This window comes from Streptomyces sp. SCA2-17, assembly GCF_044336695.1.
On record NZ_CP117521.1, the window covers coordinates 881954 to 899155 of the forward strand.

Below are 17202 nucleotides of genomic sequence, written 5' to 3' on the forward strand. Positions count from 1 at the left end.
ATGAACGAGAACGAATTCCTGGCGGATCGCTTCGAGGCCCACCGCTCCCACCTGCGGGCGGTCGCTTACCGCATGCTCGGCTCACTCAGCGAGGCGGAGGACGCCGTGCAGGAGGCGTGGCTGCGGCTCGACCGCTCCGGCGCGGACGGCGTCGCCAACCTCGGCGGGTGGCTGACGACGGTCGTCGGCCGGGTGTGCCTCGACATACTGCGCTCGCGCGCGTCGCGGGCCGAGGAGCCGCTGGACGTACGGGTGCCCGACCCGCTCGTGAGCCGCGGCGCGGACGAGGTCGATCCCGAGCACGCGGCGCTGCTGGCGGATTCGGTCGGCCTCGCCCTGCTGGTCGTGCTGGACACGCTGGATCCGGCCGAGCGGCTGGCGTTCGTCCTGCACGACATGTTCGGCATGCCGTTCGATGAGATCGCGCCCATGGTGGGGCGGACGACGGCCGCGGCGCGGCAGCTCGCGAGCCGGGCGCGGCGCCGGGTGCGGGGCGCGGCGCCCGAGCCCGAGACGGACCTGGCCCGGCAGTGGAAGGTCGTCGACGCCTTCATGGCGGCCTCGCGGGCCGGTGACTTCGACGCGCTGGTGGCCGTGCTCGACCCGGATGTGGTGCTGCGGGCCGATGCCGGGGCCGGTGGTGTGAGGGCGTCGCAGGAGGTCCGCGGTGCGCGGGAGGTCGCGGGGCAGGCCATGCTGTTCCGGTCCCCGGCGCTCTTCGCGCGGCGGGCGCTGGTCAACGGCGCCGCGGGGGTCGTCACGGCCCTGGAGGGGCGCCTGCTCTCGGTGCTGGGATTCACGATCGCGGACGGCCGGATCGTCGAGATCGACATCCTTGCGGATCCGGAGCGGCTGGGGCGGCTGGACGTGCAGACGGAGTTCTGAGGCGCGGGCGGCAGCGGCGGCCGGGGCTCGGAGACCGGGGCTCGGAGACCGGGGCTCGGAGACCGGGGCTCGGAGACCGGGGCTCGGAGACCGGGGCTCGGAGACCGGGGCTCGGAGACCGGGGCTCGGAGACCGGGGCTCGGAGACCGGGAGGTCATCCCTTTGCGTCGCCGAGTGACTCCAGGAGGGTGGCGAGGACGGTCGCGAGCGTGTCGCGCTCGCCTTCCGTGAGCGCGGCGAGCAGGCGGGTCTCGGTGGCGACGTGATCGGGCAGGGCCGCGTCGATGAGCTCGCGGCCGTCGTCCGTGAGCGCGACGACGACGCTGCGGCCGTCCGAGGCGCTGGGGCTGCGGCGCACCAGGCCGCGGGCCTCCAGCCGGTCGAGGCGCTGTGTGATCGCCCCGGAGGTGACCATCGAGGAGCGCATGAGCTCGGCGGGGGTGAGGCTGTGCGGCGGGTCGCTGCGCCGCAGCGTGGCGAGGACGTCGAAGGACGCGGCGTCGAGGCCGTGGGCGGTGAAGGTGCGGCGCAGTTCGGTATCCACGAGCCGGGAGAGGCGCGACAGGCGCCCGATCACCGCCATCGGCGAAACATCGAGGTCGGGGCGGCGTGCGGCCCACTGTTCGAGCACTCGGTCGACGTGATCTGCCATGGGCTCAGGGTAGTGGATCGACGGCGTTTGCCTTAGCGGTGAGGTACCTCACAAGGTCACGGACCCCCTAAATAGCTTAGCGGTGAGATACATTGCTTTAGTGCTAAGCAATCGAGTCGGAACCCTGCTGCTCACCGCCCTGGCGCCCGCCGTCTGGGGCACCACCTATCTCGTCACGACCGAGCTCCTCCCGCCGGGCCGCCCGCTGCTCGCCGCGGTCGTCCGCGCCCTGCCCGCCGGGCTCGCGCTCGTCGCCGTCACGCGGCGCCTGCCGCAGGGCGTGTGGTGGTGGCGGGCGCTGGTGCTGGGCGCGCTCAACATCGGCGCGTTCTTCGCGCTGCTGTTCGTCGCCGCGTACCGGCTGCCCGGCGGAGTCGCCGCGACCGTCGGCGCGATCCAGCCGCTGCTGGTCGCCCTTCTCGCCTCCGGCCTGCTCGGTGAGCGGCTCAAGCCGCGCACGCTGATCGCCGCCGTCGCCGGCGTGGCGGGCGTCAGCCTGCTCGTCCTGCGGGCCGGTGCACGGCTGGACGGGCTCGGCGTCGCCGCCGCGGCCGGCGGGGCGGTCGTCATGGCCACCGGGGTCGTCCTCAGCAAGCGCTGGGCGTCGCCCGCGCCGCTGCTCGCGACGACCGGGTGGCAGCTCGTTGCCGGCGGCCTGCTCCTGCTCCCCGTCGCCTTCTTCGCCGAGGGCCCGCCGCCGGTACCGACCGGCACGAACCTGGCCGGCTACGCCTACCTCGCCGTCATCGGCTCGGCCCTCGCGTACGCCTTGTGGTTCCGCGGGATCCGGCTGCTCTCCCCCACCGACGTCACCTTCCTCGGGCTGCTCAGCCCGCTGGTCGCCACGGTGCTCGGGTGGCTGGCGCTCGGTCAGGAGCTCACCGTGGCACAGGGGTTCGGGGCGGTGGTCGTCCTCGGCTCGCTCGTCGCGGCGCAGGCAGGGCGCGGGCGGGGTCCGCGCAGCACGCATACTCTTCCGTCCACGGCCCGGCCGGTTGCCGCGGCCGCCTCTTCCAACCAGCACAGGAGCTGACAGTCATGCGCATCACCGTCTTCGGAGCAGCCGGCAACGTGGGCAGCCGGGTAGTGGCCGAGGCCCTGGCCCGCGGCCACCAGGTCACCGCCGTCGTACGTGACGCCGCCCGCTTCCCCGGGCTGCCGGCCGCGGCGGACGCCCGTACGGGCGACGCGTCGGTGGCGGACGACGTCGCCCGGCTCAGCGCCGGGCAGGACGTCGTGATCGGTGCGACCCGTCCTGCGCCCGGCAGCGAGGGGCAGCTCGTCGCCGCGACGGAGGGGCTGCTGGCCGGGCTCGCCCGCACGGGGGTACGGCTGCTGCTCGTCGGCGGCGCGGGCAGCCTGACCCTTCCCGGCGCCGGGGGCACCACCGTGATCGACGGCCCCGGGTTCCCCGCCGACTGGCGGCCCATAGCCCTGGCCTGCAACGACCAGCTCGCGGCCTGCCGCGCGGACCAGCACGTGGACTGGGCCTACCTGAGCCCGGCGGCCCTGCTGGAACCGGGCGAGCGCACCGGCCGCTACCGGCTGGGCACGGACGAACTCCTGGTGGACCCGGACGGCGTCTCGGCCATCTCCATGGAAGACCTGGCGGTCGCCCTCCTCGACGAGGCGGAACGCCCGAAGCACCACCGGACGCGGTTCACGGTGGCGTACTGACGCGGCGGCCGGGCCCGGCCCGGCTGTCCCGGCGGCCACGACGGACCGTCTGTGCCGACCCGGCACGTCCACGCACGCGCCGCGCGACCCGGCCAACAGGCTGTCCGGCACCGCCGATAGGGCCGGTGGTGGTTGCGCGCCATTGCGGCGGGGGGAATGTGCCGGCCCTGCACCGAGTGTGTGCGCGCGAGGCCGCACCCGGTCATGGCACGGCCGCACAGCCCGGCCGACAGGCCGCCCGGCACCGCCGACACGGCCTGCCATGGTTACGTGCCGGGCCGGCGCCGAGCACCGTATCGGCGGTGCCGAACCGGCCCCTGCGCCGGCCGTCGCGCAAGCGCATGCACGCCGTATCGGCGGTGACGGGCCCGGCCCTCCCCGTAGCGTGGCAGAGCTAGCGGCCCCGCTGGGCGCCCTGTAGGCGTTCCAGGTCTCGGCGGTCCCGCTTGGTGGGGCGGCCCGTGCCGCGGTCGCGGACGGCGGCCGCGGCCACGTGTTCGCGGGGCGGTTCCGGCGGGGAGTTGTCGACGTAGCACTCCGCCGCGGCGGGCGCGCCGACGCGCTTGCTGATGAGCCGCGACACGACGACGACGCGCTCGCGCCCGGCGAGCCGCACCCGTACCTCGTCGCCGACCCGTACCGGCTGGGCCGGCTTGGCGCGGTCGCCGTTGACGCGGACGTGCCCCGCGCGGCAGGCCGTGCCCGCCGCGGAGCGCGTCTTCGTGAGCCGTACGGACCAGATCCAGCTGTCGACCCGAACCGGGCCGCTCCCCTCACCTGAAGCCATGTACCGACTCTAGCCCGCCGCCCCCGCCGGTCACCGGCCCGCGACGTCTTCGAACGCCGTCCGCAGCCGCCCCACGCCCTCCGCCAGCTCCGCCACGCCCGTGGCGGCCGCGAAGCTGAGCCGCAGGTGCGGGGCGGCGGCTTCCGCGGGGTAGGAGGGGCGGCCCGAGGCGACGGCGACCCCGGCCCGCAGCGCGGCCGCGGCCAGGGCGTCCTCGTCCGTGCCGTCCGGGAGGCGGGCCCACATGTGGAAGCCGCCGGGCGGGACGAAGTCCACGGTGACGTCGGGAAGTTCGCGGCGCAGCGCGGTGAGCAGCGCCTCGCGGCGGACGCGCAGCTCGGCGGCGGAGTTGCGCCGGTGGCGGGGCCAGGCGGGCGAGCCGACGAGTTCGAGGGCGGCTTCTTGCAGCGGCCGCGGCACGAAGAAGCTGTCGACGACCTGGATGGCCCGCAGGCGTTCGAGGACAGGCCCGCGGGCGGCGAGCGCCCCCACGCGCAGGCTGGGCGAGGTGGCCTTGGTGAGGGAGCAGACGTGGACGACGATGCCGTCGGGGTCGTCGGAGGCGAGCGTCGGCGGCAGCGGCGGGGCGTCCTCGTGGGCGAGGCGGCGCGCGAAGTCGTCCTCGATGACGAAGGCCCCGGCCTCGCGCGCCACCCGGACCACCTCGCGCCGCCGCTCCTCGGCCAGGACCGCGCCGGAGGGGTTCTGGAAGAGCGGCTGGCAGACGAACACGCTGGCACCGCTCGCCCGGAACGCTTCGGCCAGCAGATCCGTGCGCACGCCGTGCGCGTCCGCCGGGACGGGGACGGGCCGCAGGCCGGAGGCGCGGGCGACAGCGAGCATGCCGGGGTAGGTGGGGGACTCGACGAGGACCGGCGCCCCCGGCGGGGCGAGGGCCCTCAGCGCCGCGGTCAGCGCGCTCTGGCCGCCGGCGGTGATCAGCACGTCGGAGGCGGCGAGGGTGCCGGCCGGTCCGCTGATCTCGCGGGCGAACCAGGCACGGAGCTCGGTCACCCCCTCGATGGGCGGGCGCCCCCACGCGCCGGGGCGGCGGCCGGCGCGGCCGAGAGCTGCGGCGAGGGCGCGCTCGGGCTGGAGGGAGGGGTGGAGGTAGCCGCCGCTGAGCTCGATGACTCCGGGCGGCGGCTCGGCGAGCGTGGTGAGCACGCCGGTGGCGTCCACGGCGCGCGGGATCGCCTCCGCGGAGCTCTCGGCGCTGAGGGCGACCTGCTGCCAGGAGGTGTCGCCGAGGCGTACGGGCGCGCTGTGCGGGGCGGTACGGAAGGCGCCCGCGCCGGGGCGGGTGGTCACCAGCCCCTCCGCGGCGAGCGTGGCGAGGGCGCGCGAAACAGTCACGGGGCTGACGCGGAAGCGCTCGACAAGGGCCCGGCTGGACGGCAGCTTCTCACCCGGAGAGTAGCGGTCCAGCTCCCGTTTAAGGGCTTCAGCCAGCTCAGCCACGCTGTTACGCTCATACATGAAACTCAAAGATAGCGCTATCCGCCCGACTGCGATAGCAGTGCAGAGCCCCGCAGTCGCAGCCGCCGGCGCGGTCGGCCGCACGCGGAGCGGCGTCCTGCTGGCCGCCCTGGGCGTGGCCTCCTTCTCGCTGACGTTCCCCGCGACCGCATGGGCCCTGGAAGGGCTCGGCCCGTGGTCCCTGGTCAGCTGCCGGATGGCGCTCGGCGGCCTGATCGCCGGCATCTGCCTGCTCGCCCTGCGCGTACGGGCTCCCGCGCGCCGCCACTGGCCGGCGCTGTGCGCGGTGGCCGGCGGCACCTGCGTCGGCTTCCCCCTGCTGACCACGCTGGCGCTGCAGACCTCCACCACCTCGCACGCCGCCGTCGTCGTGGGCCTGCTGCCGCTGACGACGGCCGCCTACTCGTCCGTACGGAACCGGACGCGCCACTCGCGCACGTTCTGGGGCGCGGCCGTGGTCGGCGCCGCCGTGGTGATCGCCTTCGCCGTGCAGCAGAGCGGCGGCAGCCCCACGGGCAGCGACCTGTACCTGTTCGCGGCGCTGCTCGTGTGCGCGGCGGGCTACGCGGAGGGCGGGCAACTGGCCCGCGAGATGCCGGGCTGGCAGGTCATCGGCTGGGCGCTGGTGCTGTGCCTGCCGGTCGCGGCCGTCGGGGCGGCGCTGGCGCTGCCGGCCGAGCCCGTACACCTCACGGGGCACACGATCGCGGGGCTGCTGTGGCTCGCCGCGGGGTCGCAGTTCGTGGGCATGTGGGTGTGGTACCGGGGCATGGGCGCGATCGGCGTGGCCCGCGCGAGCCAGTTGCAGCTGGCTCAGCCGCTGCTCACGCTGGTCTGGTCGGTGCTGCTGCTCGGCGAGCACCTGACGCCCGCCGCACCGGTGGCCGCCGTGGCGGTGCTCGTGTGCATCGGGGTGACGCAGCGGGCGCGCGGCTGAGCGGGCGGCCCGCCGCGGCCCGCGGAGGCGCTCGCCGCGTTGCTCCACCTGGCCGAGGGGCGGGCCATATACCGCCGGTCACCGTAGACTTGGGAGCATCCCAGCACACGTCTCGGATCGCGAATCTCGAACGGAACTCGAACAGAAGGGCACCGTCGATGCATGCGAGCAAAGGTGACCGGTTGGTGGTCCACGGGCGGACGGTCGGCAAGGAAGACCACGTCGTGGAGATCGTCGAGGTGCTGGGGCCCAACGGCAATCCGCCGTACCGGGTCCGCGCCGAGAACGGCCACGAGACGATCATGTCGCCCGGCCCGGACTCCGTGGTCGACCACCGCAAGGCGAGCGATCAGCGTTAGCTAGCGCCCGGCCCGGCCGCGGGCGAGGTTGTCTCCGGCGGCGCCGCGCTTTTGTGCCGCCGCCCCGGCGACTTGCCACCGCGGCGGCCTTCGGCGGCGCCGTACGGGCCCCAGGCCGGTTCGGCACCGCCGGACACCTCGTAGGTGGCTGAGCACGCCGCGGCGGTGGTGAGGTGCGGGAGCAGCAAGGGTGCCCCGCCCCCGCCCCGCCCTCACCGCGGCGGTCTCACCCTCGTCGGGTAGTGGTCCCTCACCACACGCCCCATCGCCCCGATCGGGTCCCCCACCACGTACTTCGCCGAGAAGTAGACGTTCCCCTGCACCTCCGCGTGCCCCCGCCCCAGCGCCACGTGCCGGGAGAGTTCCGCCGGGTCCTGCCAGGGGGCGGGCTGGGCGGGGTCGCCCGCCCGGTACAGCGCCTCGCCGACGTACAGCCGCACCCCCGTGCCGCGCACGGTCTCCGCCCACCACGGCACGAGCTTCGCGTAGTCCGCCGCGGCGAAGCCGATGTGCCAGTAGACCTGCGGCACGATGTAGTCGATCCACTCCTCGCGGACCCACTTCCGCGTGTCCGCGCCCAGGTCGTCATAGGTCTGGACGCCCGCGCGGGTGTCCGAGCCGAGCGGATCGGTGGAGCGGTTGCGCCAGACCGCGAACGGGCTGATCCCGAACTGCACGTGCCGCTTGCGCCGCTTGATGCGCTCCCCCGTCTCCCGCACCAGCCGGTCGATGTTGGCGCGCCGCCAGGCGGCCCGGTCGGGGAAGCCGGAGCCGTAGCGGGCGTACGCGGTGTCGTCGTCGAAGCGCTGCCCGGCCACGGGGTACGGGTAGAAGTAGTCGTCGAAGTGCACGCCGTCGAGGTCGTAGCGGGAGACGGCGTCGAGCATGGCGTCCTGCACGAAGCGGCGCACCTCGGGCAGGCCGGGGTTGTAGTAGAGCTTCCCGCCGTAGGGGACGGCCCACTCGGGGTGGATGCGGGCGGGGTGGGTGGGGACGAGCCGGCCGGGGTCGGTGTGGTTGGCGATGCGGTACGGGTTGAACCAGCCGTGCAGTTCGAGTCTTCGCCGGTGGGCCTCGCGGACGGCGAAGGAGAGCGGGTCCCAGCCCGGGTAGCGCCCTTGAGTGCCCGTCAGGTATTCCGACCAGGGCTCGAACGGGGAGGGCCAGAAGGCGTCCGCGGTGGGACGGATCTGGAGCATCACGGCGTTGAGGCGGCGCTCGACGGCGGCGTCGAACAGGGCGGTCAGCTCGTCCTGCTGCTGCCGGGGCTCCAGGCCGGGCTTCGAGGGCCAGTCGACGTTGACGACGGTCGCGGCCCACATCCCCCGGAACTCGCGCCGCCGCCGGCGTTCGCCGGCCGCGCCCGCGAGCGCGGGCCCCGGCCTGCCCGGCTCCACCGCTCCCGGCTCCTCCGCTGCGGCCTCGCCGGACGCCAGCATCGCGGAGGACATCATCCCCGCGGCGGCCACGGTGAACCCTCTTCGGGTCATACGCCCCATTTGCGGGACCTCTTTTCGCCGTCTCGTCGGATCGGTCACACCGTTCGGGGCCAGCATGCCCGCCCCGGCACCGCCGGGACCGCACGGCGCGGAGTAACGTCTGGAACGAGGCGGAGAGCGCGGCGCAGGACGCGGCGCCCCGCCGGACGACCAAGATCAGCGAAAGGCACGATGTTGACGGACACTGTGGCAGACGTAGCGCGTGTCGGGGTGGTGGGCTGCGGCCAGATGGGCGCGGGGATCGCGGAGGTCTGTGCCCGGGCCGGCCTGGACGTCATGGTCGCCGAGACCACCGGTGAGGCTCTGGAGATCGGCCGCACCCGCCTGACCAACTCCCTCGGCAAGGCCGCCGAGCGCGGCAAGATCACCGAGGAGGAGCGCGACGCGACGCTCGCCCGGCTGAGCTTCACCACCGACCTCGGCGAGTTCGCCGACCGCGATCTGGTCATCGAGGCCGTCGTCGAGAACGAGCAGGTCAAGAGCGAGATCTTCCAGGTGCTCGACCAGGTGGTCACCCGCCCCGACGCGATCCTGGCCTCCAACACCTCCTCGATCCCGCTGGTGAAGCTGGCCGTGGCCACCTCCCGGCCGGACCGCGTCATCGGCATCCACTTCTTCAACCCGGCCCCGGTGCAGAAGCTCGTGGAGCTCATCCCGGCGCTCACCACCAGCGAGGAAACGATCAAGCGCGCCGACGCGCTGGTCGCCAACGTGCTGGGCAAGCACGCGATCCGGGCCCAGGACCGTTCGGGCTTCGTGGTCAACGCCCTGCTCATCCCGTACCTGCTCTCCGCGATCCGGATGTTCGAGTCGGGCATCGCCAGCCGCGAGGACATCGACAACGGCATGGAGCTCGGCTGCGCCCACCCGATGGGCCCGCTCAAACTGTCCGACCTCATCGGCCTGGACACCGTGGCCTCGGTCGCCGACAGCATGTACCAGGAGTACAAGGAGCCGCTGTACGCCGCTCCCCCGCTGCTCCAGCGCATGGTCGACGCGGGCCGCCTCGGCCGCAAGACCGGCTCGGGCTTCTACTCGTACTGAGAACCGAGGACCGAGGTCGCCCGGACCGCCGGGCACCCGTCACGCACCGTCACCGCCGCACACCCGTGTTCGCACGGGGTGTGCGGCGGTGACTCGCATATACCCCCCGCACACGCTCCCGTTCCGCGCCGCTACGCGATTGACTCGGCTCGTCGGACACACAGGACTCATTCCGGAAGGGGTACGGACCGTGACCATGCATCCCGAGCAGGCCACCAGAACGGCTGAGCTCGCGGAGCTCCGTCGTAGCCTCGATGTCGGCGTCGTCCGCATCGACGGCCACCTCGCCCTCCTCACCCAGCGCAGCGACCAGTCGGAGCGCGACATCACCGAGATGGCAGGCCGGGTGCGGGCGCTGGAGCACGGCAGGTGGCCCCTGCCCTCGCTGGCCGCGCTCACCGGGGTCGCCGCCCTGGCACTGGCCGTCTGGCAGGCGACCGGCCGGTGAGCGCCGCTGCCCGTCCGGCGGATCATGATGTACGCGTCGGCTCCGGCGGCCGTGGACTCCGCCGGACCCTCACCGCTGTGGCGTGCCACCGCTGCGGCGGGCACAACTTCTTCCGCCGCAGCCGGGCGAGGATCCGCCGGACAGGCATCAGCCGAGCCTGATGTGGTGCAGCAGCAGCAAGGCCGCCGCCATGTTCGCGGCCGGCACCTCACCCCGGCCGATCATGTCGGGCACCAGCTTCAGCGGCACCCACTCGCGCCGGTCGGACTCGAAGGCGTCCTCCGGGTCACCGATGTACTCGGCCTCGTCGGACCAGTAGATGTGGTGCCGGGCGTCGGTGAGGCCGTTGGACGGCTCCACGGACATCAGGTGCCGCAGCGGGCCCGGCCGCCACCCGGTCTCCTCCTCCATTTCGCGGGCCGCCGCGCCGGCGAGGTCCTCGCCGTCCTCGACCACGCCGGCGGCCAGCTCCCAGCCCCAGTTGTCGGTGATGAAGCGGTGCCGCCACAGCAGCAGGACCTCGTTGGCCTCGTTGACCACCGTGGCCACGGCGACGGGCCGCAGCCTGATGAGGAAGTGGTCGAGGTGGCGGCCGTCGGGGAGTTGGACGTCCGCGAGATTGACCCGGAACCAGCGGTTCGCGTAGACCGTCCGTTCCCTGAGATTCTTCCAACGCACGTGTTGCCACCTTCCGCCGAGGTGGCCACCTCCCCGGGCGCTGTCCTCACAGGGGCACGCGCAGCGCCCCGTCGATCATCTCGGCGGCCTCGGCAGTGGCCGCACACCCACTTTCGATCAGGTGCTCGCGCACCGCCCGGAGCCGGTCCCGTAAGCGCTGCGATTCCATGCCTCTCGCCTGCTCGGTCATCTCCCGCGCGGTGGCCACCGCCTTGTCCGCGTCTCCTTGACGCAGCTCGATGTGCGTGAGCATGGCGAGCCGGTGGACACGTCCCCGGTCGTGGGCGGGGGTGTCGACGGCCCGGTCCGCGTGCTCACGGGCGGGTCCGAGATCGCCGAGGCTGAGAAGCGCCTCCGCCACCTGCACGTTCACCAGGCCGGGCTGCACATAGCCGGTCTCGGCGGGCTCCTGGCCGCGGCGGATGCGCTCGGCGGCGGTCTCGGCGCGGCGGATGCAGGCGAGCGCGCCGGCGCCGTCGCCGAGCCGGGCGTACGCCTTGGCCTGCATCGCGTAGAGATCGGCCGCGAGGGCCGGGGTGAGCTCCGCGCCCGCCGCCCGCAGCGCGGACTCGGCGAACGCGACGGCCTGCCGGTACTCGCGCATGAACAGCGACTGGTTGACGAGCAGGGCGATGACGTAGCCGCCGAGACCCCGGTCGCCGCTGGCCTTGGCCAGCCGCAGCGCCTGGTGGAAGTAGCGCTGGGCCAGGCCGTGGGCGTCGGAGTCGTACGCGCAGATGCCGGCGACGGCGACGAGGCCGCCGGTGGCCCGGTGCAGCTGACGACCCGTCTCGTCGGGGTAGCTGCCGCGCAGCAGCGGGGCCGCCTCGGCGTTGAGGAAGCCGACGACGCGGGCGCGCGTCGCGATGCCACCGGCCTTGCGGTACATCTGCTCGTAGTGGGTGCGGGCGGCGCGCAGCATCTCGATGTCGTCCATGGAGACCCGGGTGAGGCCGCGCCGGGAGACGTCGGCGTCCTCGGGCGGGTTCTCCCACTCCCAGACCGGGATGACGGCGGGGGTCCCGGTGACGGCGGGGGCGGTGACGACGTGCTCGCGCTGCTGCTCGTCGGAGCGCCAGAGGGCGGTGGCCCGCTCGACGAAGCCGGAGAGCGGGGTGTTGGGCAGGCGGGGGCTGCCCGGGGTGCCGAGGCCGATGTCGTCGAGGGTCAGCGGGCGGTGCAGCCGCTCGCCGAGCACCTCGCAGATCAGGTCCGGCACCTGGCCGCGGGGCCGCTGGCCCTTCAGCCAGCGGGCGACGGCGGTGTGCTCGTACCGCAGGGAAAGCCCCCGGGCCCGGCCCGCCGCATTGATGTGGGCGGCCAGTCCGGCGTGGGATATGCCTGCTTCGTCGAGGATGGCGTCTAGGAGAGTGTTGGGCTCCATCCTGCCCCTCCGCATGCGCTCGGTGGGCCCAGCGTAGTGGAGATCGCTTCGCACGGGGTGTGAACCGGCCGTGGCGGAGCGTCAGTTGGGCGGCTCGCGGCCGGCGTCAGCGGCGGGGGCGGCCCGAGCGGACCAGGCACGGGCGCGGCCCGTGCCCCGCGGCGCGGCGGCGGTCGTTGCTGAGCACCAGCAGGGCGATGTCGTCGGAGAGCCGGCCGCCGGTGTGCCGCAGCAGGGCGGCCTGGACGCGGTCGATGACTCTGGAGGGGACGATGGGCGCCCCGCCCGCGGCATCGCCGAGGACCCTGGCCAGCGGGAAGAAGGCCCCGGCCGCATCGCGCGCGTCCTCCGCGCCGTCCGTGTGGAGCACGAGGGCGTCCCCCGGCAGCAGCCGGGTCAGGCGGGCGACGGGCAGCTCGGACGGCAGCGGGAAGAGGCCGAGGGGCGGCAGCGGGTCGCCCCGGCCGACGGAGGCGGCCCGGGCGCCGACGCCGTCGCCGTCTCCGGCCGGGCAGGCGAGCCGATACGGCCAGGGGTGGCCGCAATTGAGCGCGGTGACGACGCCGTCGGGGGCGACTTCCAGGAGCAGGAGGGTCACGAACTCCTCGCCCAGCCAGCGTTCCGGATCGGCTCCGGGCCCGGCCCTTCCCTCGGCGCGGGCCCGCTCGCACAGATGGCGCTGGAGCGCGCGGTCGAGGCGGCGGAGCACATCGGCGAGGTCGGGCTCGTCGTGGGCGGCCTCGCGGAAGCTGCCGAGGACGGCGGCGACGGTGCCGATGGCGGTGAGGCCGTGGCCGCGGACGTCGCCCATGACGATGCGCACGCCGTACGGCGTGGCCAGCGCCTCGTACAGATCGCCGCCGACGAGGGCGCCCTCGCTGACCGACAGGTGGCCGCCGGCGACGGCGATCCCGTCGAGCCGGGGCGGCAGGGGGCGGAGCACCACGCTCTGGGCCGTGGCGGCGACTTCGCGGGCGCGCTCCAGCTCGCGCAGGAGCCGGCGGCGGCGCACGGTGACGGCGCAGCCCGCGGCGGCGACGGCGACGATCGCGCAGCAGGTGCCGGCGCGGATGCCGGCGTCGGCGCGCCCGGCCGAGCCCAGGGGCACGAGGGCGAGGATCGCGCAGGCCCCCGCGGCGGCCACGCACTGGCGGCGGCCGGTGCCCGCGCAGGCGATGGCGGGCGCGGCGGCGAGCAGCTGCACGGCCTGGCCCCGGGGGCACAGAAGCTCCCACACGACCACTCCGAGTACCCACAGGCCGGGGAGAGCGAAGACCACCCCCCGCCGCCAGCCCACCGCTCTTGTCCGGATCATGCCGTTGGCCCCCCTAGCAGCAATGACGCCCCCGATTCTCGCGAGTGTTCAGCGCTAAGTAACGACCCGGACCTTCGTTTCCACCCTATTGAGTGATATTCGGACACTCCTGAGCGAGGGAACGCGCGAGGGGCGCACCCGGTTCACCCGGATGCGCCCCTCGTTCTGGCTGCTTCTTTCCGCGGTCTCCCGCGTCTTGGTCAGCCTCCGCCGACTGTTTTCGGCCGCCGCGCAAGCGCTTGACGGCCGTCACACGGCGTCACCGGCCTCAGGCGCCTCGCAGCACCGCGCCCGTGCGCTCGACGGCCGCGGCGACGGCGGCGTCGCGCGCGGCGGACGCCTCCTCCGCGGTCAGCGTGCGGTCGGCCGCCCGGAAGCGCAGCGCGTAGGCGAGCGACTTCTTGCCCGCGCCGAGCTGCTCGCCGGTGAAGACGTCGAACAGGCGCAGCGACTCCAGCAGCTCGCCCGCGCCGGACCGCAGCGCGGCCTCGACGTCGGCGGCCGCGACGGAGGCGTCCACGACGAGCGCGACGTCCTGCGTGGCCACCGGGAAGGAGGACACGTGCGGAGCCTCGACGGCACCGGTGCCGGCCCGCTCCAGGACATCGAGGTCGATCTCCATGGCGCAGGTGCGCTCCGGCAGGCCGAAGGCCTTGATGACGCGCGGGTGCAGCTCACCGGCGGAGCCGGCGAACACCTCGGCGCCGTCGACCACGGCGTAGAAGGCGGCGCAGCGGCCCGGGTGGAACGGCGCGCGCTGGTCCTGGCGGACGATCAGCTCGGCGCCGGCCTCACGGGCGACGGTGCGGCCGGCCTCGACGGCGTCGGCCCAGCCGGCCGGGCGGCCCTTGCCCCAGTAGCCGTCGCGCTCGCGCGCGCCGGCGAGGACGGCGGCGGCACGGCGCGGCTGCTGCGGCAGCGCGGCGTTCAGGCCGGCGATCTCCTCGTCGGTGGGGCGGCGGTCGACGGGCAGCCGGACCGGGGTGGTCTCCTCGCCCGTGGGCAGGAAGACGAGACCGGTCTCGAAGAGGGCCAGGTCGTGCTCACCGCGGCTGTCGTTGCGGCGCAGGGCCGTGAACAGGCCCGGCAGCATCGTGGTGCGCAGGGAGGGCTCGGCCTCGGAGAGCGGGTTGACCAGGCGCACCGTGGTGCGGCGCGGGTCACCGGCCTCCAGGCCCAGGTGGTCGAGCGCCCAGTCCCCGACGAAGGGGTAGTTGAGCACCTCGGAGTAGCCCGCGCCGGCCAGCGCCCGGCCGACGCGGCGGTGCAGCCGCTGACGGTGGGTCAGGCCGCGGCCGGCGGGGGGCGCCGGCAGGGTGGCGGGCAGGTTCTCGTAGCCCTCGAGCCGGATGACCTCTTCGGCGAGGTCGTTCGGGTCGGTGAGGTCGGGGCGCCAGCTCGGGACGGTGACGATCAGCTCGTCCTGCCCGTAGACGTCGCAGCCGACCTGCTGGAGGCGGCGGACGACGGTCTCCCGGCCGTACTCGACACCGGCGACGCGGTCCGGGTGGTCGGCGCTGATCGCGATGGTGCGCGGACCGCTGGGGGCGGTGAACGCGGTGACGCCGGCGTCGGCGGTGCCGCCGGCGAGCAGCACCAGCAGGTCGACGGTGCGCTGGGCGGCCGCGGCGGCCGCCTCCGGGTCGACGCCGCGCTCGAAGCGCTTGGCCGCCTCGGAGGGCAGCTTGTGGCGGCGGACGGCGCGGGCGATGGCGGTGGGGTCGAAGTGGGCCGCCTCGATGACCACCTCGGTGGTGGCCTGACCGTCCGCGTGGCCGGCGATCTCGGTGTCGGCGCCGCCCATGACGCCCGCGAGCCCGATGGGGCCGCGGTTGTCGGTGATGACCAGGTCCTCGGCGTCCAGGACGCGCTTGGTGCCGTCGAGGGTGGTCAGCTTCTCGCCGCGCTCGGCACGGCGGACGCCGATCGGGCCGTCGAGGCGCGAGCGGTCGTAGGCGTGCAGCGGCTGGCCGAGCTCCAGCATCACGTAGTTGGTGATGTCGACGGTCAGCGAGATCGGGCGCATGCCGGCCTTCTGGAGGCGGCGCTGCAGCCAGATCGGGGAGCGGGCCTCGGGGTCGAGACCGGTGACCGTGCGGGCCGTGAAGCGGTCGCAGCCGGCCGGGTCGGCGACCTGGACGGGGTAGCCGAGGGTGTTGGGCCCGGGCACGTCGAGCAGGGCCGGGTCGCGCAGCGGCAGGCCGTAGGCGGTGGCGGCCTCGCGGGCGATGCCGCGCATCGACAGGCAGTAGCCGCGGTCGGGGGTGACGGCGATGTCCAGGACCTCGTCGACGAGCTGGAGCAGCTCGATGGCGTCGGTGCCGGGCTCGTACTCCTGCGGGAGCACGATGATGCCGTGCGTGCCGTCGTCGCCCATGCCCAGCTCCTCGCCGGAGCAGATCATGCCGTGCGAGACCTTGCCGTAGGTCTTGCGGGCGGCGATGGCGAAGTCGCCGGGCAGGACGGCGCCGGGCAGCACGACGACGACCTTGTCGCCGACGGAGAAGTTGCGGGCGCCGCAGACGATCTCCTGCGGCTCACCGGTGCCGTTGGCCGTGCCGACGTCGACGGTGCAGAAGCGGATCGGCTTGCGGAAGCCCTCCAGCTCCTCGATGGTGAGGACCTGGCCGACGACCAGGGGGCCCTTCAGGTCCGCGCCGAGGCTCTCGACGCGCTCGACCTCGAGACCCGCGGCGATCAGCTTGGCCTGCACGTCGCGGCCGGTCTCACCGGCCGGCAGGTCGACGTATTCCCGCAGCCAGGAAAGCGGGGCTCGCATCAGATCTCCATCCCGAACGGCCGGGTGAAGCGCACGTCACCTTCGACCATGTCTCGCATGTCCTCGACGTTGTGGCGGAACATCAGCAGTCGCTCGATACCGAACCCGAAGGCGAAGCCGCTGTACTTCTCCGGGTCGATGCCCGCGGCGGTCAGCACGCGGGGGTTGACCATGCCGCAGCCGCCCAGCTCGATCCAGCCCTCGCTGGAGCAGGTGCGGCAGGGGCGGTCGGGGTTGCCGGCCGACTCGCCGCGGCAGACATAGCACTGCATGTCCAGCTCGGCGGAGGGCTCGGTGAAGGGGAAGTAGTTGGGGCGCAGGCGCGTGGTCAGGCCCTCGCCGAACAGCGAGCGCACCATGTGCTCGATGGTGCCCTTGAGGTCGGCCATGGTCAGGCCCTCGTCGATGGCGAGGAGCTCGACCTGGGTGAAGACCGGCGTGTGCGTGGCGTCCAGCTCGTCCATGCGGTAGACGCGGCCGGGGCAGATCACGTAGATGGGCGGCTCGCGGTCGAGCATCGTGCGGACCTGCACCGGGGAGGTGTGGGTGCGCAGCACGACGCCGGACTCGGCGTCCTTCTTGCCCGGCGCCTGCACGAAGAGCGTGTCCTGCATGGCGCGGGCCGGGTGGTCCTGCGCGATGTTGAGCGCGTCGAAGTTGAACCACTCGGTCTCGACCTCGGGGCCCTCGGCGACCTCGTAGCCCATGGCCACGAAGACGTCCTCGATGCGCTCGCTGAGGGTCGTGATGGGGTGGCGGGCGCCGGCCGGGGTGCGGTCGTACGGCAGGGTGACGTCCACCGCCTCCTCGACCAGCACACGGGCGTCGCGCTCGGCCTCCAGCTCGGCCTGGCGGGCGGCGAAGGCCTTGTTCACGGCACCACGGGCCATGCCCATGCGCTTGCCGGCCTCGGCCTTGGCCTGCGGCGGCAGGGCGCCGATCTCGCGGTTGGCGAGGGCGAGGGGCGAGCGGTCACCGGCGTGCGCGGCCTTGACCTCGCGCAGAGCGTCGAGGTCGGCGGCCGCGGCGACGGCGGCGAGCGCCTCGTCCCGCATGCGCTCGATCTCTTCCGGTTTCAGTGCCTCGACCTCGACAGGGTCGTACGACTTATTGGGTGCGGACATCTCTTCCCGTGCTTCCGATTTTCTCCCAGCTACCGCTGGGAGGTGCCCCCAGGCTTCGCTTCGCCGGCGGCGCTTGCCCGACAGATGGGTGCCAAGGTCGTGCCAAAGGTGCCAAAGGTCGAGTCTAAGGGGCGCGTGGTGGTCGTCGGGCCCGC

Annotated in this window: 16 protein-coding genes; 7 read left to right on the plus strand and 9 right to left on the minus strand. The window is 74.0% G+C overall.

Features of this window, described 5'->3' with window-relative positions; all coding sequences use genetic code 11:
• Complete coding sequence (locus tag PS271_RS03910; RefSeq protein ID WP_398380116.1) at positions 1–885, plus strand: sigma-70 family RNA polymerase sigma factor; 885 nt, start codon at positions 1–3, stop codon at positions 883–885.
• A gap of 154 nt (positions 886–1039) precedes the next feature.
• Here the strand turns inward: PS271_RS03910 and PS271_RS03915 are convergent, their stop codons facing one another.
• Entirely contained in the window at positions 1040–1537 is a 498-nt protein-coding gene (locus PS271_RS03915; protein ID WP_398380118.1) for a MarR family winged helix-turn-helix transcriptional regulator, read from the minus strand.
• Positions 1538–1637: 100 nt separating this feature from the next.
• Here PS271_RS03915 and PS271_RS03920 point away from each other — a divergent pair, with 100 nt between their 5' ends.
• Together PS271_RS03920 and PS271_RS03925 are read left to right on the plus strand one after the other, a co-directional pair.
• Complete coding sequence (locus PS271_RS03920) at positions 1638–2570, plus strand: EamA family transporter (protein WP_398380120.1); 933 nt, start codon at positions 1638–1640, stop codon at positions 2568–2570.
• 5 nt (positions 2571–2575) lie between these two features.
• A complete protein-coding gene (locus tag PS271_RS03925; protein WP_398380122.1) occupies positions 2576–3214 on the plus strand; it encodes an NAD(P)-dependent oxidoreductase in 639 nt (212 codons plus the stop codon).
• A 394-nt stretch (positions 3215–3608) separates the two neighbouring features.
• Here PS271_RS03925 and PS271_RS03930 read toward each other — a convergent pair whose 3' ends face one another.
• A complete protein-coding gene (locus PS271_RS03930) occupies positions 3609–4001 on the minus strand; it encodes an RNA-binding S4 domain-containing protein (protein ID WP_398380124.1) in 393 nt (130 codons plus the stop codon).
• Positions 4002–4031: 30 nt separating this feature from the next.
• On the minus strand, positions 4032–5480 hold the full coding sequence (locus PS271_RS03935; protein WP_398380126.1) for an aminotransferase-like domain-containing protein: 1449 nt from the start codon (positions 5478–5480) through the stop codon (positions 4032–4034).
• On the opposite strand from PS271_RS03935, the gene PS271_RS03940 reads away from it, so the two are divergent.
• Both PS271_RS03940 and PS271_RS03945 read left to right on the plus strand, forming a co-directional pair.
• Positions 5479–6417, plus strand: a complete 939-nt coding sequence (locus PS271_RS03940) for a DMT family transporter (protein WP_398380128.1) — start codon at positions 5479–5481, stop codon at positions 6415–6417. The genes PS271_RS03935 and PS271_RS03940 overlap by 2 nt on opposite strands.
• Before the next feature lie 158 nt (positions 6418–6575).
• Entirely contained in the window at positions 6576–6776 is a 201-nt protein-coding gene (locus PS271_RS03945; protein ID WP_398380130.1) for a DUF1918 domain-containing protein, read from the plus strand.
• A 212-nt stretch (positions 6777–6988) separates the two neighbouring features.
• Here the strand turns inward: PS271_RS03945 and PS271_RS03950 are convergent, their stop codons facing one another.
• Positions 6989–8266: a glycoside hydrolase family 10-like protein gene (locus tag PS271_RS03950; protein WP_495656771.1), complete on the minus strand. Its 1278-nt coding sequence runs from the start codon at positions 8264–8266 to the stop codon at positions 6989–6991.
• 195 nt (positions 8267–8461) lie between these two features.
• On the opposite strand from PS271_RS03950, the gene PS271_RS03955 reads away from it, so the two are divergent.
• Together PS271_RS03955 and PS271_RS03960 are read left to right on the plus strand one after the other, a co-directional pair.
• Positions 8462–9319 carry a 3-hydroxybutyryl-CoA dehydrogenase gene (locus tag PS271_RS03955; protein WP_356281842.1) on the plus strand — a complete coding sequence of 286 codons (858 nt, stop codon included), beginning with the start codon at positions 8462–8464 and terminating at the stop codon, positions 9317–9319.
• A 190-nt stretch (positions 9320–9509) separates the two neighbouring features.
• Entirely contained in the window at positions 9510–9767 is a 258-nt protein-coding gene (locus PS271_RS03960) for a hypothetical protein (RefSeq protein ID WP_398380134.1), read from the plus strand.
• A 147-nt stretch (positions 9768–9914) separates the two neighbouring features.
• On the opposite strand, the gene PS271_RS03965 is transcribed toward PS271_RS03960, so the two are convergent.
• From PS271_RS03965 to pheS, 5 genes are all read right to left on the minus strand, one after another.
• Entirely contained in the window at positions 9915–10445 is a 531-nt protein-coding gene (locus PS271_RS03965) for an NUDIX hydrolase (RefSeq protein WP_030369862.1), read from the minus strand.
• 46 nt (positions 10446–10491) lie between these two features.
• Entirely contained in the window at positions 10492–11829 is a 1338-nt protein-coding gene (locus tag PS271_RS03970; protein ID WP_398380137.1) for a tetratricopeptide repeat protein, read from the minus strand.
• A 106-nt stretch (positions 11830–11935) separates the two neighbouring features.
• Positions 11936–13144, minus strand: coding sequence for a PP2C family protein-serine/threonine phosphatase (locus PS271_RS03975; RefSeq protein WP_398380139.1), 1209 nt, complete (start codon positions 13142–13144; stop codon positions 11936–11938).
• Positions 13145–13412: 268 nt separating this feature from the next.
• Positions 13413–15923: a phenylalanine--tRNA ligase subunit beta gene (pheT, locus tag PS271_RS03980; protein WP_398380141.1), complete on the minus strand. Its 2511-nt coding sequence runs from the start codon at positions 15921–15923 to the stop codon at positions 13413–13415.
• Positions 15923–17047 (minus strand): phenylalanine--tRNA ligase subunit alpha, encoded by a 1125-nt coding sequence (gene pheS / locus PS271_RS03985; protein WP_398380143.1) that lies wholly within the window; start codon positions 17045–17047, stop codon positions 15923–15925. Before pheS ends, pheT begins: the two co-directional genes overlap by 1 nt.
• Between the last annotated feature and the right edge of the window lie 155 nt (positions 17048–17202).